A 26,082-nucleotide genomic window follows, 5' to 3' on the forward strand; every position below is an offset into this window, starting at 1 on the left:
TCGATAGCCTATAGTGCTAGTAACCGCATAGAAAATGACTCCATTCTCCTTGTAATGGGTTGAGAGCAACTATTTGGCAGCTTTAGGTGGAATAGATTCAGGTTTACTCCTCTGTAGTCAAGTTTTGTAATGTATCAATGAACAAAAGTAAAACTTGCAATTAATTATTAATAGCTGAAAAAAACAGTTCTCCTTAATATTTTTCAGGGGTACATTGATTTTTTCAGTGCTAATATGTAAAAGCTGAACGGTTAAAAATAAAAACTGTTTAAATAGCGGAGGAAAACTATGTCTGATACACAAACATTGATACATAATTTCGGTCAGGTTTATGACAATCCCATCTTGCTAGACCACAGTATTACCGCTCCAGTCTGTGAAGGATTTAATGTTGTTTTAGCAAGTTTTCAAGCTCTTGCTCTTCAGTATCAAAAACATCATTTTGTTGTAGAGGGTGCAGAATTTACCTCACTCCATGACTTCTTTAACGATAGTTACAAAGAAGTTCAAGGACATATCCATGAAATCGGTGAGCGGTTAAATGGATTAGGTGGAGTTCCGGCCGCAACCTTCAGCAAATTAGCGGAATTGTGCTGTATTGAGCAGGAAATTGATGGTGTATTTTCTAACCGTCAAATGGTAGAAAATGACCTGAAAGCAGAGCAAGCGATTATCCGTGTACTTCGTAGCCAAGCTTCTCAAGCAGAGAGTTTAGGTGATAGAGCCACACGTTATCTCTACGAAAAAATCCTGTTAGAAACTGAAGAAAGAGCGTATCATTTATCGCATTTCCTAGCTAAGGATAGTTTGACCTTAGGCTTTGTGCAAGCAGCTCAAAACTAAGTTCGTTTACACATTTATAAATTAGAATTCTAGGGTTTTATCTCTAAGAATTCAGAATAGACACAAGCATTGTGTTTTAGAAAAATATCACCAAGGTGGGCAAATCTCATGATTCTGTCCACCTTATTTAATAAGGATATTTTTTTACATACCCATATCTTGGTTTGTCTAAAATCGGAAAAACTTAAGATTCTCTGAATTTAAGATAACTGTGAGCAAGTCAGAGAAAAATTTATTGAGGCAAGTTACTCAAAGCAACGGCAAAAATTTCAAAAGGTATAATTAATTTAGACAGAAAGGCTGGAGTGCATCCTCAAGAAAAGTTTAGTACTGCTAGGCAGAATTCAAAATTTAAAACTTAAATAAAATTTAAATAAAATTGCAAATTAATACAGCGTCAGTATTCCGTTGATTGCTAACCCCAGAACCCGAAGGGCTTCCCGTGGGGTATGGTTATTTTATTTCCACTGTGCCCTAGCAGAGTTTTGGGCATATACCAAGATTTGACTCTGTGAAAAGTTTGCGACTTACATTATGCTATGGTGCATACCCTGGAAAAAAGCCACAAAACTGCTTAGAACTTGACAGCTAAAAATCATACCGCAATTACCAACGCCCCAGGGAAAATCTAAAATCTCAAATTCAAAATAGTACGAGTGGTAGGTAAAGACCCGTAAAATAATCAGGACTTCATATTCTCATCTCCCAACAACGATTATGCCCCGCCGTCAAGACATCAGGAAGATTCTGCTTTTAGGGTCTGGTCCAATTATCATTGGACAAGCTTGCGAATTTGATTATTCTGGAACTCAAGCTTGTAAAGCTCTACGTGAAGAAGGTTACGAAGTGGTATTGGTAAACTCCAATCCTGCCACAATTATGACCGATCCAGAAACAGCCGATCGCACTTACATTGAACCCCTGACACCAGAATTAGTAGCCAAAGTCATTGCCAAAGAACGTCCCGACGCTTTACTACCCACCATGGGGGGACAAACAGCCTTAAATATTGCCGTAGCTTTGGCAAAAAATGGGGTATTGGATGAGTATGGTGTGGAATTAATTGGTGCAAAATTGCCAGCTATCGAGAAAGCTGAGGACAGAAAGCTGTTTAATGAAGCTATGGCAAAAATCGGAGTCGATGTTTGTCCTTCGGGAACAGCTTCCTCCCTAGAAGAAGCGAAGGCGATCGCCCAACGTATTGGTACTTATCCCCTAATTATCCGTCCCGCTTTTACCATGGGTGGTACTGGTGGTGGTATTTCTTACAACCAAGAAGAATTTGAAGAAATGGCACAAACGGGTATTGATGCTTCCCCGGTGTCGCAAATTCTCATTGACCAATCTCTGTTAGGTTGGAAAGAATACGAATTAGAAGTGATGCGCGATTTAGCCGATAATGTGGTGATTATTTGCTCTATCGAAAACTTTGACCCCATGGGTATCCATACGGGGGACTCGATTACCGTTGCTCCTGCCCAAACCCTTACCGATAAAGAATATCAACGGTTACGGGACATGGCAATTAAAATTATCCGGGAAATTGGTGTAGAAACCGGCGGTTCTAATATTCAATTTGCCGTTAACCCGATAAATGGGGATGTGGTGGTAATTGAGATGAACCCCCGCGTTTCCCGTAGTTCCGCTTTAGCGAGTAAAGCAACAGGTTTTCCCATTGCCAAAATGGCAGCAAAACTGGCAGTCGGTTATACCCTGGATGAAATTAGAAACGATATTACCAAGGAAACCCCCGCATCTTTTGAACCGACAATCGATTACGTCGTCACCAAAATTCCCCGGTTTGCCTTTGAAAAATTCCCCGGTTCCGAACCTGTATTGACTACCCAGATGAAATCCGTCGGGGAAGCAATGGCAATTGGCAGAACCTTTAATGAATCCTTCCAAAAAGCTTTGCGTTCCTTAGAAACTGGACGTGCTGGTTGGGGTTGCGATCGCTCGGAAAAACTTCCCAGTGGTGAGCAAATTCGTGCCCAACTCAGAACTCCCAATCCAGAAAGGGTTTTTGCCCTGCGTCACGCGATGCAACTAGGGATGACATTAGAGGAAATCTATGAACTAACAGGTATTGACCCCTGGTTTTTGGATAAATTACAGGAAATTCTCGAAACTGAAAAATTCCTCAAGCGCACACCTCTCAACCAGCTCACCCCTGAGGTGATGTACGAAATTAAACGTCATGGGTTCAGCGATCGCCAGATTGCCTATGCAACTAAAACCACCGAAGATGAGGTGAGAGCATACCGCAAACAACTAGGCATAATTCCTGTATATAAAACCGTAGATACCTGTGCGGCGGAATTTGAAGCATTCACACCCTACCATTACTCCACCTACGAGCAGGAAAACGAAATCCAACCCACCAGCAAACCTAAAGTCATGATTCTGGGTGGTGGACCAAATCGCATTGGACAAGGTATCGAATTTGACTACTGCTGTTGCCATGCCGCCTATGCTCTCAAAGGTGCAGGCTTTGAAACCATTATGGTTAACTCCAATCCAGAGACGGTTTCTACAGACTATGACACCAGTGATAGGTTATATTTTGAACCTTTAACTAAGGAAGATGTCCTAAATATTATCGAAGCTGAGAACCCTGTAGGTATCATTGTTCAGTTTGGTGGACAAACCCCCTTGAAACTGGCAATCCCCTTACAGAATTTCCTGAATCAAGCGGATAGCACTGTTCAGACTCGCATCTGGGGTACTTCTCCCGACTCCATTGATACAGCAGAAAATCGGGAACGATTTGAGAAAATTCTCCAGGAATTAAATATTGCCCAACCTCCCAACGGTATCGCTCGCACCTACGAAGATGCCTTGATTGTGGCAAGACGTATCGGTTATCCCGTGGTGGTACGTCCTAGTTATGTTTTAGGGGGACGAGCCATGGAAATTGTCTATTCCGATGCTGAGTTGGAACGCTACATGACCTTCGCTGTGCAAGTAGAACCCGACCACCCCATTTTAATTGATAAGTTTTTGGAAAATGCCATTGAAGTTGATGTAGACGCGATCGCCGACCATACAGGTAAAGTGGTAATTGGCGGTATTATGGAACACATTGAACAGGCAGGCATCCATTCCGGTGACTCCGCTTGTTCTCTGCCTTCGATTTCCTTGTCACCGAATATCCTCAATCAAATTCGTCAATGGACAACCCAACTCGCCCAAGCACTACGGGTTATCGGTTTGATGAATATTCAATTTGCAGTGGTGGGGGCACAAACTTATTCACCCCAAGTTTATATCCTAGAAGCTAATCCCCGCGCTTCTCGTACAGTTCCCTTTGTCTCCAAAGCTACGGGTGTACCCCTCGCCAAACTTGCCTCCCTGATTATGTCCGGTAAAACCTTGGAGGAACTCAAATTTACCCAAGAAGTGATTCCCCAACATATCGCCGTCAAGGAAGCAGTTCTCCCCTTTAATAAATTCCCTGGTACAGATACGATTCTCGGTCCCGAAATGCGCTCTACCGGAGAAGTTATGGGTATAGATAGCGACTTTGGACTTGCCTATGCCAAAGCAGAACTCGGTGCAGGGGAACGTTTACCGATGACGGGAACCGTATTTGTCTCAATGAATGACCGTGATAAAGCTGCTGCCGTACCTGTAGTTAAGGAATTTATTGACTTAGGTTTTTCCATCATGGCAACTGACGGTACTCGTCGCGTACTCCGGGAACACGGACTAGAAGTGGAACTGGTGCTCAAACTTCATGAAGGTCGTCCCCATGTCATCGATGCCATCAAAAATGAGAAAATCCAGTTAATTATTAATACCCCTTCGGGAGAAGAAGCCCAAAGTGATGCTCGACTCATTCGTCGGACTGCCCTAACTTACAAAATCCCTATTATCACTACCCTTGCTGCTTCTAGGGCAACGGTTGCGGCTATCCGTTCCATGCAGAACACTACCTTGGATGTGAAAGTAATTCAGGAATATTCCATGAATTAATTTTCTGGGGACAACTCTAGGGTTTTGATAGCAGTGCATAACTTCCTAGAAATCAAACCCAGGAGACAATCAGCATAATGCATCAGGGAGAAGGAATTTCATACTAAGTTGCTGCCAAAATATAGTAGAGTCCGTCCTTATTCTGAAACTACTAGTCTGTCAAATTTGAATTGGGGGACAAGGGGGACAAGGGGGACAAGGGGGACAAGACGGACAAGGAGGAGATATCCCTCAAATTAACCTTGACAGTGAACTACTACGCAATTACAGAACTTGGTATCACTATCCTTTCTCCCTTTTCTGGATTATCAAAATCTTGCTTGCAAGGCAATTGTTAACTTGACGAGATTTAACTATCTATTTTCTCTGGGTTCTACCGGGCGATCGCCTGTGGGCAGATTTTCCGCTACAACCAAAGCATCCTGAATTCTCAAACTTCATCACAAACCGCTTTCACCCTCACCTTCCCACCATCAACTCCGGCTTCCTAAAGGAAATATTAAGCAATCCTGATTACATGACTCTTATGCTTATGATTTAGTTATATGAACAAAAATGAGGAAATTTTCTCACCGTTGATAGATTTATGAAAATAACCTCCACATATACTGAGAAATCCATCGGTGACTGAAGCTACACCACTTCACTAAAATTGTGAAACCCATCTGAATTCTGAAAACCTTGAAAAATCAGGATTTTTTAATTGTCAACTGCGAGTTACGGATTGTCAGTTGGTATTATCTCCCCACCTAGCCCATAAAAACAAAAACATGACCCTAAAGGTATAGTCGAAATAATCTCAGAAATGTTACAATAATTTACAAATACCCAGATGTCATACAAATTACCTTTTATCTAACTTTAGGTACTTGTGCAAACAAAAGAAAAACTGTAACGTCTAGCAATTAATAGCCAAAATCTTTAGACAAATATTTAGTCGCCAAATTTTGGGGGCTTGCATATTGCAAATCAGCGAATGAGCAACCATCCTGACTGGTTATTACCCCTAGGGAGTATCTATTGGTCAATCCGCTTTCCATAGTTATCAATATAGTTACCAAAGAGTAGCGCCATGAAGATCGCCCACACACCCACAGACCTCGTGCGGACTTACTTGCGTGAGATTGGTCGTGTACCATTGCTCACCCACGAGGAAGAAATATCTTATGGTAAACAAGTACAACGTGTAACTGCTTTGTACGAATTGAAAGAATCTCTGGCGATGCGACTTGGTCGTCAGCCAAGTTTTGAAGAGTGGGCAAATGCTGCTCACTTAGACTTGGTAGGACTAGATGAGGCGATCGCCCTGGGAGAAACTGCCAAACGCAAGATGGTAGAAGCGAACCTGCGTCTGGTTGTATCCGTTGCCAAGAAGTATATCAAGCGGAATGTAGACCTTTTAGACTTAATTCAAGAAGGTAGTATTGGTATGCAACGAGGTGTGGAGAAGTTTGACCCCACCAAGGGTTACAGATTCTCTACCTACGCCTATTGGTGGATTCGTCAGGCAATTACTAGGGCGATCGCCGAAAAAGGACGTACTATCCGTCTACCCATCCACATCACCGAAAAACTAAATAAAATCAAAAAAGCCCAGCGCCAATTGTCCCAAAAACTGGGGCGTGCGGCGACGGTATCAGAATTAGCCAATGAACTCGAATTAACACCGAAGCAGGTGCGGGAATATCTAGAAAAAGCCCGTGTACCCCTATCCCTAGATTTAAGATTAGGTGATAATTACGACACGGAACTCGGAGAAATGCTAGAAGATCCTAGTTTATCCCCCGAAGACTTCGTGGCTCAATCTGCCCTATCCCGCGACTTAGAACACCTGATGGCAGAATTGACTCCCCAGCAAAGACAAGTTATTGCTTTACGTTTTGGCTTAAATGATGGACAAGCCCTTACCCTTGCTAAAATAGGGGAAATGCTCAACATTAGCCGTGAACGTGTTCGCCAAATTGAACGGGAAGCCCTCAGTAAACTCCGTAAATCTAAAGTCGGGATTAATGAGTATTTAGCTAGTTAGTTAACTAGAGGCGAAAAAACACCCTATTTTTTGGTACGGTTACACCGACTCCCAACATCAGACGACCCTGTTACATTAGTTTCCAGGAACACACAACAGCAATAATTGAGTCTCACTCAAGATATATTCAGTCAGTGCAACTCTATTGATTGCGATCGCCGTTTCGGCGGAGCGTAGCTCTATCGCTAGTTCGCAGTTGTGATAGTCAAATATAGTATGAAGTCAGAAGGGTGAGACGATAAAAAAATCTTTCGGACTTCACCTTTTCCCCTTCATACTCAATCAAGTTTAGGAGGTATTAAAGTGAGTAACCCATCCAACCGAGTTTCAGAATTTTTTGATAGCGAGTCAGAAACCAGTAATTTGCTCTGGCAATATGTGAAGTCTCTAAGTCCAGAAACTGTTAACCAGCTATCGAAACCAGCTTCCCATGAAGTATTTCAAGTCATGGAGCGTAATATCCTTGGTTTATTGGGTAATTTACCTTCAGAACATTTTGGCATTACAATTACCACCAATAGAGAAAGCTTAGGACGTTTATTAGCTTCTGCGATGATTAGTGGCTACTTTTTACGCAATGCGGAGCAAAGAATGAACTTTGAAAATGTATTTCAAGGAACCGAAAGCCATAACCCGGAAATTGAACCATAGATATTCATACCAAGTTGCTATTTAGTCAAAATTTTTCCTGTGAAAGCATCTGCAAATCACATAATGTTTACCTTGGTGCTAAATGCTACCGACAGCAATTTGGTCTAACTGAATTTAGTCAACAATGGCAAAAGTTATATATATTCTTCTCTGGTAAATCCGTACAAATTATTTTCTAAAAGTCACAAATAAATTCCTAAGAATTATCATAAAATACAAACTCGGCAGGTTTATATACCGTCGAGTTTTTTTAGTAATAACTGACATGATGGATTCACAAATATCTACTCCTCCCCATAAAATTATTGGTGTTGCGGTAATTTGGAACGACCAAAGTCAAATTTTAATCGATCGTCGTCGTCCAGGGGGAGTTATGGGGGGTTTGTGGGAATTTCCTGGGGGAAAACTTGAACCAGGAGAAACCATGTCTGACTGTATTCAACGGGAAATTAGGGAGGAATTAGGTATAGAAATTGCCGTGGGAGAGCATTTAATTACCATTGATCACACCTATCCCCATCTCCGTGTCAGCTTAACTGTTCATCATTGCCAATACCTTTCTGGTATACCCCAAACCATCGAATGTGATCAGGTTTGTTGGGTGACAGTGGATGATTTAGATAAATACGAGTTTCCCCCAGCGAATGTGCAGATTATTCAAGCTATTCAAGATTGGAAAAACCGGAGCTAAGAACAATTCGTAATTCGTAATTCAGAAAGTCTTATCTAGTTAGACTTTCAGGGTTTGTATCTGTTTCACTATTTTCGTTAAATGGTATAACCCCTCATTTATCACTTTTGGGAGAGAATAGTCTGAAATGCTTACAGCATAAGGCTTTTATGAAAAAAAACATAATTTCAGCCATTGTGTTAGAAAATAAACGCTCAAATGCATGTTCTATCTAGAGTTGAAAATTTGACTTTGATTTTTCTTTTCCCAGAGTGACAAAAAAGGGATAACACCAGGGAGCTAGACGCTCCCACTACAAATTTTTAGAGACCTCCACAGAATGATTGATCCTATGATGAGAGAAAGATAATTTCAGTGTGCAGCCTACCTCATGTCTCCAAAATCTATCATTCAACTCACCGAAAATCTAAAATCTCTTTACATCAAAACAGCGAAAAAACTCAAGGGAAGCGACCGACGACAATTCATGGCAGAAGTGGTCAAAGGGTTGGGAATAGGTGGACAGACTTTAGTAGAACGTGAATTGGGGTGGAATAGACGCACTATCCGTAAAGGGATGCAGGAGTTAGAGAGTGGTCAGCCTTTTATTGATGGTTTCGAGCGTAGTGGACGTAGGCGGGTGGAAACAAAATTACCAAACTTGTTGTCGGATATTAAATCTTTAGTAGACCCACAAAGCCAAACTGACCCCAGCTTTAAAAGTATCCGTTTATATACACGCATGACTGCAAGTGAAGTACGTCGTCAGCTAATTGAACAATGTGGTTATAGTGACGAAGAACTACCTTCATCAGAGACAATTCGACGACGATTGAATGATTTGGGTTATACCTTAAAACGAGTTCTTAAAACTAAGCCTACCAAGAAGATTCCAGAAACAGAAGCCATTTTTGAACAAGTCGAGCAAATCAATACTGAAGCTGATAATGATCCTCATACTCTGCGAATCTCCATTGATGCGAAGGTGGCAGTTAAAGTTGGAGAATTTGACAGAGGTGGAAAAACTCGCGTACCGACTATCTCCCTAGACCATGATTTTGCTCCAGAAACAACCCTTATTCCCTACGGAATTTTTTTACCTGAATACAACGAATTATTTCTATTTTTCGTTTCTTCAAAATTGACTGCTGATTGTATTGTTGACATAGTTGAAAGCTGGTGGCAAAGCATTAAACATCGATTTACTCACATTCAAAAACTGGTAATTAATCAAGATAATGGACCAGAAAATCATTCCCGTCGTACCCAATTCATGAAGCGCATTATTGACTTTGCTACATCGTCTAAACTGTCATTGCAACTTGCTTATTATCCCCCTTATCATAGCAAATATAATCCAGTGGAGCGTTGTTTTGGCTGGTTAGAGCAGCATTGGAATGGTAGTTTAGTTGACACTGTTGAAGCGGTACTGAATTTCGCTAAAACCCTTACCTTTAAAGGACAAAATCCAGTGGTGACTCTAGTTGAAAAAGTCTATTCTACTGGGGTTAAGCTGACAAACAAAGCGATGGCGGAAGTCGAAAAACAGATTTATCGTCTTCCCAATCTCAGAAAATGGTTTGTGGAAGTTTTTGCTAAACCAGCATAACCACTGGATCATCTTTTTTGTGGAGTTCTCTTACCAATCGCAACTTGTAACATCAACTACTAGGAAAACTGCTCGATAACTCCCCCACCTAAAACCTTATCACCTTCATACCAGACTGCTGCTTGTCCGGGAGTGATACTAGCTTGGGGTTCATCAAACACTAGACGTACCCGTTGATTTTCCAAGGGAATCACGGTGACAGGTTCCGGTGCAGAACGGTAACGAATTTGTACTTCTGCACGAATGGGAGTGTTTGGTGCAGCGATCGCCACCCAATTCACACTATGAACAGTACATTCTGGTTTGCAGACTTTTGTGCGATCGCCCACAACTACGCGGTTATTGACTGTATCTAATTCAATCACATATAGTGGCTCTGCTGCGGAAACTCCTAAGCCTTTCCGTTGCCCAATGGTGTAATGGTGGATACCATCGTGTTGTCCAAGGACTTTGCCATCCAGGTCTACAATATTACCGGGTTTGGGAGCAAGATACTTATCCAGGAATGCCCGCATAGAACCGTTACTTTCGACTAGGCATAAATCCTGACTTTCCGGCTTATCAGCAGTTTTTAACCCGTGGTCCGCCGCAATTTTGCGAGTATCAGATTTATTTAGCTCACCTAGGGGAAATACGACCCTACTTAGTACTTCTTGAGACAAGTCATAGAGAAAATAGGATTGGTCTTTATTGCGGTCTAAAGCTCGCAGCAATTGATAGCGATCGCTAGTTTCATCGTAGCGAATCCGGGCATAGTGACCAGTGGCAATTTGATGGCAATCTAAATTTTGTTGGGCATAATCCAACATCGGAGAAAATTTTACCGTTTTGTTGCACTGGGAACAGGGTAAGGGGGTAATCCCAGCACCATAACCAGTCACCAAGAAATCAACGATATGAGTTTGAAAGACGTCACGGATATCGACAATGTGATGAGGAACACCCAACTGTTCACAGATAAAAGCCGCATCAACCATACCCTCAGAGCAGCATTGTCCTTTACCCTTCATCAGCCAAAGGGTCAAACCAATAACTTCATAGCCCTGATGGTGTAATATTGCCGCAGCAGTGGAACTGTCCACGCCACCCGAAAGACCGACTACGACCTTTTTCATCTCTGTAAATTGGGGATTGGGGAATAAATAAGATTTTGCAGTAGATTATTTAAAATATATAGCGTCAGTGAGAATGTCACTTATTTAACTTGATCGACGTTGAAAGTAGAATCTTGATACTGCTATCCTTTAGGCAATTTTCCTTTGAAAATTTTAACTTGAAAACTTGAGAATTGTTAATTTGTTATGTTACGCACACTAATTTTTGTGAAAACTATTATCCGTGCTGAAAAGCTGTTGCTGTTTGTCGCAGTTTGTACCTTAACGGGGATAAGTGGGGCGATCGCGAATATTTCACCGGCGAATGCTCAACCAACCTTACCACCCCTACCACCTGGAGTCCAATCTCCCACAGGATTACCAGACTTTCCTAACTCGGTGAATAATCAAGAACAAACCTTTGAAGCACCCGTAGCACCAAACTTTCCACAAAATAATTATAACAACTACAACAACTACAACAGAAATTACGGACGTTATATCGTCTTTGTGAATAGAGATGATCAGGAAGCTTTGCAAGCAGTACGCCAAGTTGAACCTAGTGCGGTATTCAATAATATTCAGGGACGAAGAGTCATCCGTGCAGGTACTTTTAGACGCTATGAAGGTGCCCAAGAGCGTGTGCAACAATTAGCTCGTTATAGCTTGCGGGGCAGAATTCTTAGTGAAGGGGGAGGAGAAATAGATGCTCCCGACTACGGGAATGGGGGTAACGGCAATTGGAATGATGACAATAACTATGGTAACGAGAGACACAACCGCAAAGCATATTATGTGAGCATTCCTGTAGCAGATGATAATTTATCAGGAACTGCTGAAAAAGTCAGAGATAGTATCAGACGTATTGTCAGTCGAGAAATCCGTGTTTCTGCGAGATATAAACCCAAAGGTTCCCATGTAGCTGTGGGACCATTTTACCGTCGTTCCGATGCGGAAAGCATGAATAAAGATTTACTGAATTTGGGTTTTGGAAATGCTAGAGTTCATTATGGTAAATAAGGTCTTGAAGTTTGTTTATCATAGGAATTACGCAAGCAAAAATTGTCATTACAACCGAAATACATTAGACCTCTTGCAAAAAAACTGAAAATTTCATATTAAAACAACATTTCCGCCAGTATAAGCAGATGAGTGGAGATAGAAAAAATCGTATTTCTCAATTTGTCGTCACAGCACAACAAATGCGTGATATTGAAGGGCGAATTTTTGCTGCTGGGATGCCTGTGGCTGCTTTGATGGAAAAAGTTGCCGGATTAATTACCCATCGCATCAAAGAAATTTTTCCCCCAATTAATTCCTCTATCGGTATTTTAGTTGGTCCGGGTCATAATGGAGGTGATGCCTTAGTTGTCGCACGGGAACTGTATTTTTGTGGAGCGAATGTTTGGCTATATTGCCCTTTTAATAAACTTAAGGAATTAACGAGTCAGCATTTACAATATGTTCAAAGTTTAGGTATCCCTTGCTATCAAGATTTTCAAGAATTACCAGACTGTAATTATTTAATTGATGGCTTATTTGGCTTCGGTTTGGAAAGGGAAATTCAACAGCCCATAGCCCAAGCAATTGATTACTTTAATCACTGGCAAAAACCGATAATTAGTATTGATATCCCTTCGGGATTACATACTGATACGGGTTCAGTTTTAGGTATAGCTATTCGTGCCGACTATACCCTATGTCTAGGTTTATGGAAATTAGGATTATTACAAGACCAAGCCCTAGATTATCTTGGGAAAGTAGAATTAATAGATTTTGGTATTCCCCTTGCTGACATTGAATTCGTATTAGGAAAAGCACCACAAATTCAACGGATTACTCGGAAATTTGCCCTATCTATTTTGCCCCTACCCCGTCCCCTTGTAACTCACAAATATCAACAAGGACATTTATTGTTAATTTGTGGTTCTCGACGTTATGCAGGAGGAGCAATTTTAACAGGTTTAGGTGCAAGGGGGAGTGGTGTGGGAATGTTATCGATCGCCATCCCCGAATCCCTCAAACCCTTACTTGTCGCTCAATTACCAGAAGCTTTAATTATTGGTTGTCCAGAAACAGCAACCGGAGCGATCGCCGAATTACCTTCAGATTTAAACTTACACCAATATCAGGCGATCGCCTGTGGTCCTGGTTTAACTACTGAGCCTGTAAATATTGTCCAGCAAGTTCTGGCAGTTAATACACCCTTGGTACTCGATGCAGATGCTTTAAATATTGTCGCCCAACTAGGAACCATTCCCACCCTAGAAAAACGTCCCTCCCCCACGGTAATTACACCCCACACTGGAGAATTTGCTCGACTCTTCCCCCATATTCCAGGAATCCAGGAAGCCGCAAAGGTAAGTGGAGCAGTCGTTTTACTTAAAGGTGCAAGAACAGCGATCGCCGCTTCGGCGGAGCATAGCTCTATCGCCCATCCTGGAGGTAAAATTTGGATTAACCCGGAAAGTACCCCTGCGTTGGCTAGGGGCGGTAGTGGAGATGTGTTGACAGGTTTACTCGGTGGTTTACTTGCCCAACTAGTGTCCCAGGGAAAACCCTTAGAAGATATTGTTGCAACTGCTGCCTGGTGGCACGCCCAAGCCGGAATTCTTGCCGCCCAAAAACGTACAGAATTAGGTGTAGATGCTTATAATTTGACACAGTTTATTTTACCTGTACTGAACGCGAACTGTTGAAAAATCAAGTTAAATTAAACATATCAGGAATAATTTTCTGGAAAATTTGGTGATATTCTTGTCATCAATGACACCTGTAAAATAAACAGGAAAATATAATTCAGGAGTATAAAATTATGAGCATGAAGGGAATGTTTGCTAGTTTGGTGACAGCAACAATTTGCTTGCTAGCACCAGTAAATGCCCAAAATCCTCCCGCACGTACCTATCAACCGGGACCTTGGCAACCAGTTGCCAGATTTGCCAATCCCAAACAGACTTTACGAGTAGTTTTGATTAATCAGAGTGGTATTCCCTTGCAGTATGGTTTATCAAGTGGAGATGCTTTAAATGCCGTGATTCCTGTTAAAGGGAAAGCAACTGTGACGACAAATGTGATACCAGATTACATCTTAGTTTATCCGAATAAGGCTGAAAATGTAGACTTAAACTTTCAAGTTACAGCTAATGGCAATACTGCCACTGTCACCATCACCCAAACTAACGAGCCTCCTGGATATTCTACGGTCAATTTACACGAAACAGGTGCAATCTATATTTATTAAATATTTGATGCAATATTTTTTGATTCATTGATTCCAGGTAGATATCTTAGAATTATTCATGGTCAGTATCGGCAATTTTCCAGCCTTGACCATGGAATAATAGAGGTATTTTCAATATTTATGGACTCCCAATTAATTGAGATAATTCGTCAGGCGATCGCTGCTTCAGCAGAGCGTAGCTCTATCGCTGCTTCGGCGGAGCGTAGCTCTATCGCCACCCATGCTCAGCATCGCCTCACCTTCGCTGAATACATGGAAATTGCACTCTATCATCCAGAATATGGCTACTACTCTACCCAAGCAGCCAACCTCGGCAAGAAAGGAGACTTTTTTACCTCCGTACACCTAGGTGCAGATTTTGGAGAAATGCTTGCCGAACAATTTCAGCAAATGTGGTTAATTCTAGGTAAACCCCAGGAATTTCAATTAGTAGAAATGGGTGCAGGTCAAGGTATTCTTGCCCAAGATATCTTAAAATATCTTCAGAAAATCTATCCTGATTTTTTCGCTGCATTAAAATACTCAATTGTCGAAAAATCGCCCACCCTTAGAAGCATTCAACAGCAACGTTTACAAGAATTTGCTGTGAATTGGTACAACCTTGAAGAAATTTCTCCTAACTCCGTCACTGGTTGTTTTTTCTCCAATGAACTAGTCGATGCATTCCCCGTTCATCAATTCACTGTTGTCAACGGAGAACTACAAGAAATCTACGTCACCGTATCCTCTGATTCTCTACAAGAAATCACTGATAAACCCTCCACTCCAAAACTTTTAGAATACCTCCAAATGCTAGGGATAGAGATAAATTCCTATGCAGATGGATATCGTAGCGAGATTAATTTATCAGCTTTAGATTGGCTAGGTATAGTAGCCAACCGCTTGCATAGGGGATATGTGTTAACAATAGATTATGGCTATTCAGCAAGTCGGTACTACAACCCTAGACGCAATCAGGGAACTCTGCAATGTTACTGGCAGCATCAACGCCATAATAACCCCTACATTCATATTGGGCATCAAGATATCACAACCCATGTAGATTTTACCGCCCTGGAAAGATGGGGAGAGCAGTGCGGTCTTGATAAAGTGGGTTTTGTTCCCCAAGAGATATTCTTGATGGCATTAGGTTTAGGAGAGAGAATCGCATCCCTATCCCAGCAAAAGCTCCCCATTGTGGAGTTGTTGCAACGTCGTGACTGTCTCCACCAACTAATAGATCCCATGGGAGTAGGAGGTTTTGGTGTTTTAGCACAGAGTAAAGGGCTAAATCCTCAGGAAACATCCCAGCCCCTGAAGGGTTTTAATATTCCAGAATTAGCTTAATTCCATGAGGAATTGGGGGAATAGGAATAGAAAAATGAGGTTTCTGGGAGAGGAAAAATTAAGACTATGTATATTTATTGGCAATGATAAATCAGATACGACTACATTAGTACTTGGTTAGTGGTAATAGATAGGTAATTGTCTTGGTAATTGATATCAGCAATATCCGTATATTTAATTACCCATCAGCCTCTAGCAAAAATCAACTCTTGCTAATTGCTAGAAAGGTAAAAAATAGGAATTCCAGGGATTTTATCTCTAGAAGTCTGATTTAAACCTTGAGCAAAGTCGTTAATTCTTAATAGTTAATAAAAACTATGAACACCCACGATTTATTCATGCTAATTGTGCTTTTAAGCCCTGGTATTCTTCTATCTGTGATGATTATGGTGACATTTGCTGCTGGCGGTTAGGGTTCGTTGAAATTTTTAGATGGCATTTTGGGAAGAATAATCATCTAAAGGTGTTTAATTTAACACTTATCAAAGCCTGAATCTGAAATAATTTTCATGCATTTATCGGTGTAAATTTATCATCTGAGTTTGATATTTTCCCAATTTCCATCGATAATTTTATGACTAGCTGAGAATACCTATTTGCGAATAGTTAAGATTTTTTTTATTATTTAGCTAGTAGCTCTGAGCTATTTAACAGATAAAACTCCTTACTTTAGGAAACCTAAACAATGAAAGTAGCATTTTTGGGGACAGGATTAATGGGATTACCCATGGCACAAAGGTTATTAGGGGCAAATATTCCGTTAATTGCTTATAACCGTACCCCAGAAAAGCTAGAACCTCTGAAAGCTGCTGGTGCAGAAATTGCCATCAAACCCCGTCAGGCGATCGCCGTTGCAGATTGTGTGATTTTAATGTTGACAAATACACCAGCAATCTACAGCGTCTTACTTTCTGATCGAGCCTCCCACAGCATCGCGGGACGAACTATCATTCAAATGGGAACCATCACCCCCACGGAAAGTAAAGAAATCCAAGATGCCGTAGTTGCCGCTGGAGGAGAGTATATTGAAGCACCTGTATTGGGTAGTGTTCCCGAAGCAAAAACAGGGGAATTAATTGTGATGGTGGGAGGTAATCAACTTCAGTATGAGCGCAATTTAGAACTCCTGAAAAACTTTAGCCCTAATCCTATCCATGTGGGTGCAGTTGGTACCGCCGCAGCCTTAAAATTAGCATTGAATCAATTAATTGCTTCCCAAACTGCTGCCTTTGCCCTCAGCTTAAGTTTTGCCCAACTTCAGGGTGTGAACGTGGATATTTTCATGGATATTTTGCGCTCTAGTGCTTTGTATGCACCCACCTTTGATAAAAAATTACCCAGAATGTTGGATGGTGACTATAGTCATCCGAATTTCCCGACAAAACACTTGATGAAAGATATTGAATTTTTCCTAGAAGAAGCCAAGAATGTCGGCTTAAATATCAAGAGTTTAGAAGGAGTTCGAGAAATTATTGAAACAACCATGAAAATGTCCTTCGGCAATTCTGATTACTCTGCCATCTTTGCTGCAATTAACCATACCTTAGAAGGAAAGTAACTGCTTGTAACTTTTTATTCCTGCATCACTGCGAGATTTTCTGTTGATACTGTTAATTTTTCGCCTTTGCAGTTCCCAGGATAGGTAGTCTTTGCGTTAGTCTTCGTTGCAATCACTCCACATCCCTACGGTTACGTAAATAGTGTAGTCAAACATCTGTCAACTACACCACACAACCGAGATTATTTCTACCTCAAAATGACATAAATTTGAGGAAATCAATTCTTCCCCGATTTTCCTATGTACTTTCCGCACAAAGTGTAACCATGTTTTGGTAGATTATTAAAATAAGTTACAAAAATTGCGGTTAGGCATAGATGACTTTGAGCAAGAATCCAGACAGCATCGCTCCCCACGGTGGGCAATTGGTGAATCGCATCGCTACACCGGAACAACGAGAGTTCTTTCTTTCTAAAGGTGATTATTTACCACGGGTAGAGCTTGACCAAAGGGCAGTATCAGACTTAGAAATGATCGCGATCGGTGGTTTCAGCCCTCTGACTGGTTTTATGAACCAGCAAGATTACGATCGCGTAGTTACAGAAATGCGACTAGCTAATGGTACCGTTTGGTCAATCCCCGTCACTCTTTCAGTGACTGAAGAAGTTGCTGCACCCCTACAAATAGGTGGTTTGGTGCGTCTGGATGACCCCACAGGGAGATATGTTGGGGTATTGGAACTCAAAGAAAAATATACCTACGATAAAGAGCGGGAAGCAATCAATGTCTACCGCACCAACGATATTAAACACCCTGGTGTGAAAGTTTTATATGACCAAGGTTCTGTAAACCTAGCAGGAGAAGTTTGGTTACTCCAACGGGATTCCCATCCTTTATTCCCCGCTTACCAAATTGACCCCGCAGAATCGCGGAAAATGTTTCAGGCAAAGGGTTGGAAAACAATTGTCGGTTTCCAAACTCGTAACCCCATCCACCGTGCCCATGAGTATATCCAAAAATGTGCCATGGAAACCGTAGATGGTTTATTCCTCCATCCTTTAGTGGGTGCAACGAAGGAAGATGATATCCCTGCGGATGTGCGGATGCGCTGTTACGAAATTCTCCTAGAGAACTACTATCCCGCAGATCGGGTAATTTTGGCAATTAACCCAGCCGCAATGCGATATGCTGGTCCCCGTGAGGCAATTTTCCACGCCTTAGTACGGAAAAACTATGGTTGTACCCATTTTATCGTAGGGCGCGACCATGCCGGCGTTGGTGATTACTATGGTACCTATGACGCGCAATATATCTTTGATGAATTCGCGCCAGAAGAACTGGGTATTATTCCCATGAAGTTTGAACACGCTTTTTACTGCACTCGTACTAAGCAAATGGCAACCACAAAAACTAGTGCAAGTACACCCGCAGAACGGGTTCACCTTTCTGGAACCAAAGTTCGGGAAATGTTGCGTCGTGGGGAGTTACCACCTCCAGAATTTTCTCGTCCCGAAGTTGCTGCGGAGCTAGCGCGGGCAATGCGAGTCCCTATGAGTGTAGTTTAGGGAATAGGTGATGGTAATATAGCGTTTCCCAAGGAAATGGAGTATACTCCACCCGCGCTATCGCGCACCCTCCCCTTAGTAAGGGGAGGGTTGGGGAGGGGTCAGTTTGTATCTCATCAGAGTCAGAAAGGCTATAGGGAATATTAAAAATACTTCTGACTTCCTACACCCTTCCCTATTCGTATAATCAAAGCTTTACACTCCAGACCTCACCATCTAAGCTGATAGCTGACAGTATTTTGGTTTGGGTTAGAGGAATTCCATAATCTGAAATCCAAAAGCCAAAATAGTGATATGGACAGGGCTGGATGCTAATTTATGAAGCGACGCAGATTTTTCCAACATTTTGGCTCGATTCTCGCGTTATTAGGTGCAAGTGAAGCTGGATGGTTTACTTGGGAGAGTGGCTATTTGCCAGCTTTGGCAGAATCTAGTCCGCGTAAATTAGCCCTATTAGTGGGTATTAACCAATATTCCCATGGGGGAACTTTAGGTGGTTGCTTGACGGATGTCGAGCTACAAAGAGAACTTTTAATACATCGGTTTGGTTTTATTGGGTCAGATATTCTGACTTTGACCGATGGTGCTGCTAGTCGGGAATCTCTGGAAAGTGCTTTTGTTGAGCATTTAAGTAAGCAAGCTCAACCGGGAGATGTGGTATTTTTCCATTTTAGCGGTTATGGTAGCTACGTTAAATCTGATACTGCTGCTGATTCTCTACTGAAAGCTTTAATTCCTGCGGATGGCATAGAAATAAAAGCTGGGCAGCAAGAGGCGAATTATCTGTTAGAAGAGACATTATTTTTAATGTTGCGATCGCTATCAACGGATAAAATAACCGCCATATTAGATACCAGCTACAACAGCTTAAGTCAGTATCTACCAGCAGAACTAATCACACGCAGTTATCAGACACCAGCGACAGCTATTTTCACAAATACAGAATTGGAGTTACGCAAGCAACTGCCAGAAAAAGCAACTCAGGAAGCGTTAATTTTACAAGCCACAGCCGCACCTGGGCAACAAGCTAGGGAAATTCAATTATCGGGAATGAATGCAGGTTTATTTACCTATGCTTTAACCCAGTACCTCTGGGAAATTACCCCAGCAACAACGATACAATTTTGCCTATCTCAGATTAATAGTTCCATACAGCAAATAGGTGGTAATCAAGAATCTAGCTGGTTATCAACAAAGAAAAATCAACAAAGAGCGCTGCTGACAGAAAATTTACTCCCCAAAACTGATATTGGAGCCGAGGCAATCATTACCGCCGTTGAGGATGAGGGCAAAACTGTACAATTATCCTTAGCCGGAATACCACCACAAGTTTTAGAATCCTACGGCGTAAATTCACGTTTGCGATTAGTGCAACCAGGAGACGGAGAGTTAATTCTGCGATCGCGCACTGGATTAACAGCGAAAGCGCAAGTCACCAATAGTCAAACTATGCCAAAAATCGGAAATTTGGCACAGGAGACAGTGCGAATTATCCCCCGCAATATTAATTTAACCGTTGCCCTCGATAGCAAATTAGCCAGAATAGAAAGAGTTGATGCCACCAGTGCCTTTGCTAATATTGAACGAGTCTCCAGTGTGGTAATTGGAGAGCAAACAGCTGATTACGTTTTTGCCAAACAGCCAACTAGTCAAGACAAGGAATTAATTAATAACTCTGCCAGTCGTTACAGCTTATTTTCTTTGAGCGGAGAAAGACTACCCAATACCCTGGGGGAAGCGGGGGAAGCGGTGAAAGTTGCAGTGCAAAGATTAGCTCCCAAGTTGCAAACTTTCCTAGGGGCAAAACTGTGGCGTTTGACAGAAAATGCTGCTTCTTCCCAATTACAGGTGAAAGCAACCTTAGAAGTAATTAACGGTATTTCACCCCGTGGGATTATGCAACGTCAAACCTGGCGCAGTCGAACCTGGGAAAATGGCAATAAAAAACTGAATAACCCCGATAGTACCGCAATTCCCGAAATTTCTATCGGTAGTCGGGTGCAATATCGAGTTCAAAATTTTGGCGATCGCCCCCTCTATGTCACCCTGGTTGGTTTAAATAGTGCCAGGATGGCGATCGCTCTCTATCCTTGGCAAACAGAAAAGACTCCCGAAAATCCCCAGAATCCCTCCCAAATTCAGGATGTAGTCATTCCTCCAGGGCAAACTATCACCATCCCCCAAACACCATCCGGTTTTGAATGGGTAATCCAAAGTCCCACTTTTTGGTGCGAAACTCAATTAATCTTCAGTACTGCTCCCTTTACCCAAACCACCACCGCATTAAGTAACTATCCCCACGGGGAACAACAAAGGATTTTTCCCCTACTTAATCCCCTAGAAGTTGCCCAGGCAATTCTGCAAGACTTACACAATGCTAGTACCGCCACGGTAGATACAAATAATATACCTGGAGATTCCTACCTTTGGGATGTCAATCATTGGGCAAGTTTAGGATTTATGTTCCAGGTAGTTAGTTGAATTCAGCTTTGCTGTGGGGGAGTTAATCCCCATCAGAAAATGTTTTGAATTCTGAATTGTTAACTGTGAGTACCAAGCAATTTATAGTGGAGTTGTCTGTCAATCCTGAAACAATTGTGAAAGCGATTACTCTTCTTGGCTCTACTGGTTCTATTGGTACTCAAACCTTAGATATTGTTGCCCAAAATCCCGAAAAGTTTCGTATTGTCGGGTTAGCAGCAGGGAATAATGTGGAAATGCTGGCAGCACAAATTCGCCAGTTTCGTCCGCAAATTGCTGCAATTTGGGCAGAGGAAAAGTTACCAGCACTGAAAGCGGCAATTAGTGACTTAGAAATCCAACCAATTTTACTGGCTGGTGACTCTGGCATTATTGAAGTTGCCCGCTATGGTGACTCGGAAAGTGTGGTGACTGGGATTGTCGGTTGTGCAGGTTTACTACCAACGATCGCCGCAATTGAAGCTGGTAAAGATATTGCCCTGGCGAATAAGGAAACCCTAATTGCTGGTGGTCCAGTAGTGTTACCCTTAGTAGAAAAGCATGGTGTAAAATTACTCCCGGCTGACTCCGAACATTCCGCGATTTTTCAATGTCTGCAAGGAGTTCCCCAAGGTGGATTGCATAAAATTTTACTCACAGCTTCCGGTGGTGCATTCCGAGATTGGGACGCTCAACAACTAGCAAATGTCACCGTTGCCGATGCTCTCAAACATCCTAACTGGTCGATGGGTAAGAAAATCACCGTAGACTCTGCCACCTTGATGAATAAGGGTTTAGAGGTCATTGAAGCCCATTTCCTCTTTGGTTTAGACTATGATGACATCGAAATTGTTATCCATCCCCAAAGTATTATTCATTCCTTGATTGAGTTGCAAGATACTTCAGTATTAGCCCAACTGGGTTGGCCCGATATGCGTCTCCCCTTGTTGTATGCTATGTCTTATCCCGAACGTATTTATACCAATTGGGAGCGTTTAAATTTAGTCAAGGCAGGTAATTTAACCTTCCGAGAGCCAGATCATCAAAAATATCCTTGCATGAAATTAGCATATGCGGCGGGGCGTGCAGGTGGTTCCATGCCAGCAGTTTTAAATGCAGCCAATGAGCAAGCTGTAGCCCTATTTTTAGCAGAAAAAATTCACTATTTAGATATTGCCAAGTGCATTGAAATTGTCTGCGATCGCCACCAAAACGATAACCGCAGTCATCCCAATTTAGAAGACATTTTAGCGGCAGACAAATGGGCAAGACAGGCAGTTTTAGAAGTTAGTGCAAAATTGGCACCCCCAATGCCGACTGTTTCCCTAAGATAAGTATTGAGTTGATATGTAGATAGTCATAGCTTTGGGACTTATATACAAAGCTCTCAATTCTCTTCTATCTACTATCCCTAGAGCATCTATCACATCCAATAATCAATCAAAACTATGATTATTACTTTAATTATTGCTTGGATAGTATTTACTATTTTAGTCAAAATTGTCAAAACAACTGTTAAAACAGCTTTTATTGCTGTGGCGGTAATTGTTTTACTCCAAATCAGCTATGGTGTCACACCCGTTGATATTTGGAATAAAATCGTCCAGTTTAACCAATCACTACCCCAGGGTAAATAACTTCAAAAAATAGTTCCACGGTCAATCATTGTTAAAAAGATATCAAAATCAATTCGGCATTTATCTAATTTACCTGAACGTAACATATAAGCTAAAGGAAAATGACCTTTGGCTGCTGTTTTTGATGAGTCATACAAATCCACATAGTATAGCCAGTCTTTTTCTTTTCGCCAACCTACTAAATCGCCAAACTTTTCAATAATTTGAGAACTGTATAGATAGTAATGTGAATTAGTATATTTTTTATCTTGTAGAATTTCCTGTAAAATATCTTTTTGAATGCTAAATCCAAACTGCCCATAACTATACTTTATCCAACAATTATCTATATCTTTTAAATAGTTGTTGGGAATTACCTTGATATGGTCTTGAACTATATATTTTGGGGAGTTTTTTTTGTAATAATTATCATGAGGAAGATTTTGTTGACCTATCATACGTATAATTTTCGCTGTTTCCTTATCAGCTTCTTCCCATTTCTTCATTTGAAGTAATTCATTCAAAATGTGTAAATTCCCACCTATTACATTGGTAAAATCTTTTGAATTTGTGTAACTGTATGATGATGTGGTGGTTTTTACTACATCTTGAGAACTTACAGAATTATTATTTTTATTATTGAAAGATTTTCTTATTCTGCGAAGAATTTTCTCTCTTCTAGGATGTTTTAATGTCTTTTCTTCTATCTCTTTGATTATTTCCTCTTCTGCATCTTCTTGCTTACAGCCTTGACTTTTCAAATATTCTACTAAATTACAAATTTCTTTAGACAATTGTGTAAAATCATTATTAATATTAATTTGATGTCCGTGTATTTCTACACAGTCACCGTAAATATTTTCGTTATAATTGCCTCCTACATACTGAATATTTTTCCATCTCTTGAAATATAGAAAACACCCTGTTCCGAATAACAATAAACTCACAATAATGGCGGATATCGTAACAGAGTTAGACAGAATCCAAGTGATGAGTTCTTTGAAAACTTTAACAAGCCAATCGAAAACAACCTGAGCTACCTGAAGCAAAATTACCAACAAAAAACCGTAAAAGACCTTCTCGAAAAGAGAAAGTCTATAAATAAAACGAAATGACCTTCTGATGATATTCATTATCAAATGATGAATAATCTTGTTATGGTAAAGGAATTCCAGATAGTCTCAAAGCAAGTTTGATTGCTTCTATAGTTGCTTCTCCGATAAGACTACTGGTGGCAGCATTTTGTACATATTGTCCCAGTTTAACTAGCTTGCCTTTCTCTTTTGGGTCGTTTTTTGCATTATTTGCCCAATCTTTGGCTACTTTTTGTTGAGCCTCTGTTTGACTATATCCTTGGGATTGTAACTGAGTTAATAACTGTTGTATTTGAGCCGCAGCTTGGGATAAATCTTGGCTCGTGTTGATTTGGTTGCCATGTATTTCTATATAGTCACCCTGTATTGACTGGTTGAAATTACCACCAATGTTGTATATATTTCGATTCTCTTCAGCCATAACAAAATAACGCGATCGCGATTTAACGACTGTATATTCTTACCATGCTATGACTATAAGTATATGTGACAAAAATCACTATCACTCAATATCTTTACCAGTATGTTATTGTAATCGATAAGCAGTCTCGGAATGGTAAAAACCACTCCGATCGCCATCGAGAATTTACCGCTCAACTACAACGGGCGATAGACACGATAGTTAATATTGGGGAAAATATTATCCATTAATTCCACCTTCTCTAACCAACCACTATCGATTTTACCGATTTTAATATCTTCGTAGAGTTTGTTAAACCGCAGTAGGTGCGATCGCGTTCTTCTGACTGCGTAGGGAACCATAGTTCCAGTTCGCATAATAAATGCCCAGTCGGAAGATTGTGCTAAAAGTAACTCTCTCGCCGCTTGATTTAAGGCTTTCCATTCCAAATCATCCGCCGGTTCCCTTGTGGAGATTTCAATCATCCTTTCCGCAGCTTTGTGCAGATGGGGGTAAATCCACGTATTTGTTTCGTTCAACCAATACTCGTGGAAACCTTTGTAACCCCAGCTAGACTGAGACGGACGACATACCTGTTGGGTGGGTTCTACCCGGAGATAATCTGCTAGGTGAGTCATTTGATATGTACTTTGGTCATACCAAGATTTACGGAAGAGATAATCAATAAACCAAGGACCCTCATACCACCAATGACCGAATAACTCAGCATCATAGGGTGAAACGATAATCGGCGGGCGCTGCATAATATTATACAGATGCTCTGCCTGACGTTCGCGGTTATACATGAAATTCGCTGCGTGTTCCGCAGATTTTTCCCGCGCCCAGTAGGGATCGTAGAGTTGCTTGTCACCTAACCCCAAGCCTCGACCAGTGATTTTGTGGTATTTAATACCAGTATTTTTCCTCTGACCATTGGGCATGATGTAGGGTTTGATGTACTCATATTCTGCTTCCCAGCCCAAATCCTTATAGAATTCCCGGTATTCCGCAGCTCCAGGATAACCAACTTCCGACGACCACACCTGCTGAGAAGACTCATGATCTCGTCCAAAGGCTGCCACACCCATTTCTGTAAAAATTGGTGCATAGGTTCCATAGCGGGGACGGGGACGAGCGTAGAGGATACCATGTCCATCGGTGAGGAAATAGCGCAAGCCGACATCTGCCAGCATTCGCTCTAAACCCTCATAATAGGCACATTCTGGCAACCAAATTCCCCTGGGGGGACAACCAAAGGTTTCCTCATAATGTTCACAAGCTACCTGAAGTTGTGCCCACACAGCTTGGGGATACATCTTCATCAGAGGTAGGTATCCATGGGTAGCACCACAGGTAATAATTTCCAGATTATTCGAGTCTTGGTACTGCTTGAAAGCTGTCACCAAGTCGCCCTGATAGCGTTCCCAAACTTCACGGATAGAACTGAATTCTGATGCGTAATATTCGGCTAAGTATTTCAGATGTCCATTTTCGGCGTTATGCTCACTTTCCATCTCCACCAATTCTTCTAACTTGGCGAGATGTTCATCATAGCGCTCTTGTAACAAAGGGTCACGTAGCATTGACACTAGGGGTGGTGTCATGCTCATGGTGATTTTGAAATCAATACCGTCTCGTTTTAAGCCTTCAAATACTCGCAACAGAGGAATATAAGTTTCTGTAATAGCTTCATAGAGCCATTCTTCTTCTAATACATAGTCACTTTCTGGGTGACGAACGAAGGGTAGATGTGCATGGAGTACAAGCGCGACGTAGCCAATAGCCATAGTATTTCCGGGTGGTACGTATGAAATTGCAGTTTGGGGATTCGGCAGAAATTAACAATATTTTAAGACTTTCTGGTAATGGTGACAGGCTTTGAAATTTGTGATTTGGGATTACTGTTTATTTAGCCTTACCAAGGTAGTTGTATCATCAAAACAGGTGCAATACTTTGATAGTCTATTCCCAAAAGGTCAAAACTGTTGTAGAGACAGGTTTTTGTATG

General features: G+C 41.4%; 20 protein-coding genes. 16 read left to right on the top strand and 4 right to left on the bottom strand.

The annotated features are described in order from the left end of the window. Nucleotides 1-288 precede the first annotated feature (288 nt). The 6 genes from IJ00_RS17365 to IJ00_RS17390 all read left to right on the top strand — a co-directional run bounded on the left by IJ00_RS17365 (nt 289) and on the right by IJ00_RS17390 (nt 9,777). Nucleotides 289-843: a Dps family protein gene (locus IJ00_RS17365; RefSeq protein ID WP_035154928.1), complete on the top strand. Its 555-nt coding sequence runs from the start codon at nt 289-291 to the stop codon at nt 841-843. 717 nt (nt 844-1,560) lie between these two features. Then, nucleotides 1,561-4,818, top strand: coding sequence for a carbamoyl-phosphate synthase large subunit (gene carB / locus IJ00_RS17370; protein ID WP_035154931.1), 3,258 nt, complete (start codon nt 1,561-1,563; stop codon nt 4,816-4,818). 1,072 nt (nt 4,819-5,890) lie between these two features. Beyond that, nucleotides 5,891-6,847 (top strand): RNA polymerase sigma factor, RpoD/SigA family, encoded by a 957-nt coding sequence (locus IJ00_RS17375; RefSeq protein ID WP_035154934.1) that lies wholly within the window; start codon nt 5,891-5,893, stop codon nt 6,845-6,847. A gap of 303 nt (nt 6,848-7,150) precedes the next feature. Continuing rightward, on the top strand, nt 7,151-7,498 hold the full coding sequence (locus IJ00_RS17380; protein ID WP_035154937.1) for a DUF760 domain-containing protein: 348 nt from the start codon (nt 7,151-7,153) through the stop codon (nt 7,496-7,498). 268 nt (nt 7,499-7,766) lie between these two features. Further along, nucleotides 7,767-8,189 carry an 8-oxo-dGTP diphosphatase MutT gene (mutT, locus tag IJ00_RS17385; RefSeq protein WP_035154940.1) on the top strand — a complete coding sequence of 141 codons (423 nt, stop codon included), beginning with the start codon at nt 7,767-7,769 and terminating at the stop codon, nt 8,187-8,189. Nucleotides 8,190-8,577: 388 nt separating this feature from the next. Beyond that, nucleotides 8,578-9,777: an ISAzo13 family transposase gene (locus tag IJ00_RS17390; protein WP_082127446.1), complete on the top strand. Its 1,200-nt coding sequence runs from the start codon at nt 8,578-8,580 to the stop codon at nt 9,775-9,777. A 59-nt stretch (nt 9,778-9,836) separates the two neighbouring features. On the opposite strand, the gene mnmA is transcribed toward IJ00_RS17390, so the two are convergent. Beyond that, on the bottom strand, nt 9,837-10,892 hold the full coding sequence (gene mnmA / locus IJ00_RS17395) for a tRNA 2-thiouridine(34) synthase MnmA (RefSeq protein ID WP_035154945.1): 1,056 nt from the start codon (nt 10,890-10,892) through the stop codon (nt 9,837-9,839). Between the two features lie 186 nt (nt 10,893-11,078). On the opposite strand from mnmA, the gene IJ00_RS17400 reads away from it, so the two are divergent. The 9 genes from IJ00_RS17400 (at nt 11,079) to IJ00_RS17440 (ending at nt 22,601) form a co-directional block, all read left to right on the top strand. Beyond that, nucleotides 11,079-11,891: a hypothetical protein gene (locus IJ00_RS17400; RefSeq protein WP_052754484.1), complete on the top strand. Its 813-nt coding sequence runs from the start codon at nt 11,079-11,081 to the stop codon at nt 11,889-11,891. Between the two features lie 128 nt (nt 11,892-12,019). After that, nucleotides 12,020-13,570: a bifunctional ADP-dependent NAD(P)H-hydrate dehydratase/NAD(P)H-hydrate epimerase gene (locus tag IJ00_RS17405; protein WP_035154947.1), complete on the top strand. Its 1,551-nt coding sequence runs from the start codon at nt 12,020-12,022 to the stop codon at nt 13,568-13,570. A 116-nt stretch (nt 13,571-13,686) separates the two neighbouring features. Beyond that, the gene (locus IJ00_RS17410) at nt 13,687-14,115 is read left to right on the top strand and encodes a hypothetical protein (protein ID WP_035154949.1); all 429 of its coding nucleotides are present in this window, start codon (nt 13,687-13,689) and stop codon (nt 14,113-14,115) included. 120 nt (nt 14,116-14,235) lie between these two features. Further along, the gene (locus IJ00_RS17415; protein WP_082127350.1) at nt 14,236-15,441 is read left to right on the top strand and encodes a class I SAM-dependent methyltransferase; all 1,206 of its coding nucleotides are present in this window, start codon (nt 14,236-14,238) and stop codon (nt 15,439-15,441) included. Between the two features lie 685 nt (nt 15,442-16,126). Continuing rightward, complete coding sequence (locus IJ00_RS17420; RefSeq protein ID WP_035154951.1) at nt 16,127-16,999, top strand: NAD(P)-dependent oxidoreductase; 873 nt, start codon at nt 16,127-16,129, stop codon at nt 16,997-16,999. Nucleotides 17,000-17,316: 317 nt separating this feature from the next. Next, entirely contained in the window at nt 17,317-18,504 is a 1,188-nt protein-coding gene (sat, locus tag IJ00_RS17425; protein ID WP_371259608.1) for a sulfate adenylyltransferase, read from the top strand. A gap of 318 nt (nt 18,505-18,822) precedes the next feature. After that, a complete protein-coding gene (locus IJ00_RS17430; RefSeq protein WP_035154953.1) occupies nt 18,823-20,985 on the top strand; it encodes a caspase family protein in 2,163 nt (720 codons plus the stop codon). 116 nt (nt 20,986-21,101) lie between these two features. Beyond that, nucleotides 21,102-22,298, top strand: a complete 1,197-nt coding sequence (locus tag IJ00_RS17435; protein ID WP_035159223.1) for a 1-deoxy-D-xylulose-5-phosphate reductoisomerase — start codon at nt 21,102-21,104, stop codon at nt 22,296-22,298. Between the two features lie 114 nt (nt 22,299-22,412). Further along, nucleotides 22,413-22,601: a hypothetical protein gene (locus tag IJ00_RS17440; RefSeq protein WP_035154956.1), complete on the top strand. Its 189-nt coding sequence runs from the start codon at nt 22,413-22,415 to the stop codon at nt 22,599-22,601. Nucleotides 22,602-22,603: 2 nt separating this feature from the next. Here the strand turns inward: IJ00_RS17440 and IJ00_RS17445 are convergent, their stop codons facing one another. Then, the gene (locus tag IJ00_RS17445; protein WP_035154959.1) at nt 22,604-23,713 is read right to left on the bottom strand and encodes a GUN4 domain-containing protein; all 1,110 of its coding nucleotides are present in this window, start codon (nt 23,711-23,713) and stop codon (nt 22,604-22,606) included. A gap of 22 nt (nt 23,714-23,735) precedes the next feature. Beyond that, entirely contained in the window at nt 23,736-24,095 is a 360-nt protein-coding gene (locus tag IJ00_RS17450) for a hypothetical protein (protein ID WP_035154962.1), read from the bottom strand. Between the two features lie 65 nt (nt 24,096-24,160). Here IJ00_RS17450 and IJ00_RS29135 point away from each other — a divergent pair, with 65 nt between their 5' ends. Further along, entirely contained in the window at nt 24,161-24,325 is a 165-nt protein-coding gene (locus IJ00_RS29135; RefSeq protein WP_168163498.1) for a hypothetical protein, read from the top strand. On the opposite strand, the gene IJ00_RS17455 is transcribed toward IJ00_RS29135, so the two are convergent. Further along, nucleotides 24,272-25,861, bottom strand: coding sequence for a glycoside hydrolase family 57 protein (locus IJ00_RS17455; RefSeq protein ID WP_035154965.1), 1,590 nt, complete (start codon nt 25,859-25,861; stop codon nt 24,272-24,274). The two genes, IJ00_RS29135 and IJ00_RS17455, sit on opposite strands and share 54 nt — an antisense overlap. Between the last annotated feature and the right edge of the window lie 221 nt (nt 25,862-26,082).

The organism is Calothrix sp. 336/3 (assembly GCF_000734895.2).
In the GTDB taxonomy this organism is placed as follows: Bacteria; Cyanobacteriota; Cyanobacteriia; order Cyanobacteriales; family Nostocaceae; genus 336-3.

Excerpts from the sequence above, each read along its gene's own strand:
- IJ00_RS17365 (WP_035154928.1), top strand. The coding sequence starts at position 289 with ATGTCTGATACACAAACATTGATACATAATTTCGGTCAGGTTTATGAC.
- carB (WP_035154931.1), top strand. The coding sequence starts at position 1,561 with ATGCCCCGCCGTCAAGACATCAGGAAGATTCTGCTTTTAGGGTCTGGT.
- IJ00_RS17375 (WP_035154934.1), top strand. The coding sequence starts at position 5,891 with ATGAAGATCGCCCACACACCCACAGACCTCGTGCGGACTTACTTGCGT.
- mutT (WP_035154940.1), top strand. The coding sequence starts at position 7,767 with ATGGATTCACAAATATCTACTCCTCCCCATAAAATTATTGGTGTTGCG.
- mnmA (WP_035154945.1), bottom strand. The coding sequence starts at position 10,892 with ATGAAAAAGGTCGTAGTCGGTCTTTCGGGTGGCGTGGACAGTTCCACT.
- IJ00_RS17400 (WP_052754484.1), top strand. The coding sequence starts at position 11,079 with ATGTTACGCACACTAATTTTTGTGAAAACTATTATCCGTGCTGAAAAG.
- IJ00_RS17405 (WP_035154947.1), top strand. The coding sequence starts at position 12,020 with ATGAGTGGAGATAGAAAAAATCGTATTTCTCAATTTGTCGTCACAGCA.
- IJ00_RS17410 (WP_035154949.1), top strand. The coding sequence starts at position 13,687 with ATGAGCATGAAGGGAATGTTTGCTAGTTTGGTGACAGCAACAATTTGC.
- IJ00_RS17415 (WP_082127350.1), top strand. The coding sequence starts at position 14,236 with ATGGACTCCCAATTAATTGAGATAATTCGTCAGGCGATCGCTGCTTCA.
- IJ00_RS17420 (WP_035154951.1), top strand. The coding sequence starts at position 16,127 with ATGAAAGTAGCATTTTTGGGGACAGGATTAATGGGATTACCCATGGCA.
- sat (WP_371259608.1), top strand. The coding sequence starts at position 17,317 with ATGACTTTGAGCAAGAATCCAGACAGCATCGCTCCCCACGGTGGGCAA.
- IJ00_RS17430 (WP_035154953.1), top strand. The coding sequence starts at position 18,823 with ATGAAGCGACGCAGATTTTTCCAACATTTTGGCTCGATTCTCGCGTTA.
- IJ00_RS17440 (WP_035154956.1), top strand. The coding sequence starts at position 22,413 with ATGATTATTACTTTAATTATTGCTTGGATAGTATTTACTATTTTAGTC.
- IJ00_RS17445 (WP_035154959.1), bottom strand. The coding sequence starts at position 23,713 with ATGAATATCATCAGAAGGTCATTTCGTTTTATTTATAGACTTTCTCTT.
- IJ00_RS17450 (WP_035154962.1), bottom strand. The coding sequence starts at position 24,095 with ATGGCTGAAGAGAATCGAAATATATACAACATTGGTGGTAATTTCAAC.
- IJ00_RS17455 (WP_035154965.1), bottom strand. The coding sequence starts at position 25,861 with ATGGCTATTGGCTACGTCGCGCTTGTACTCCATGCACATCTACCCTTC.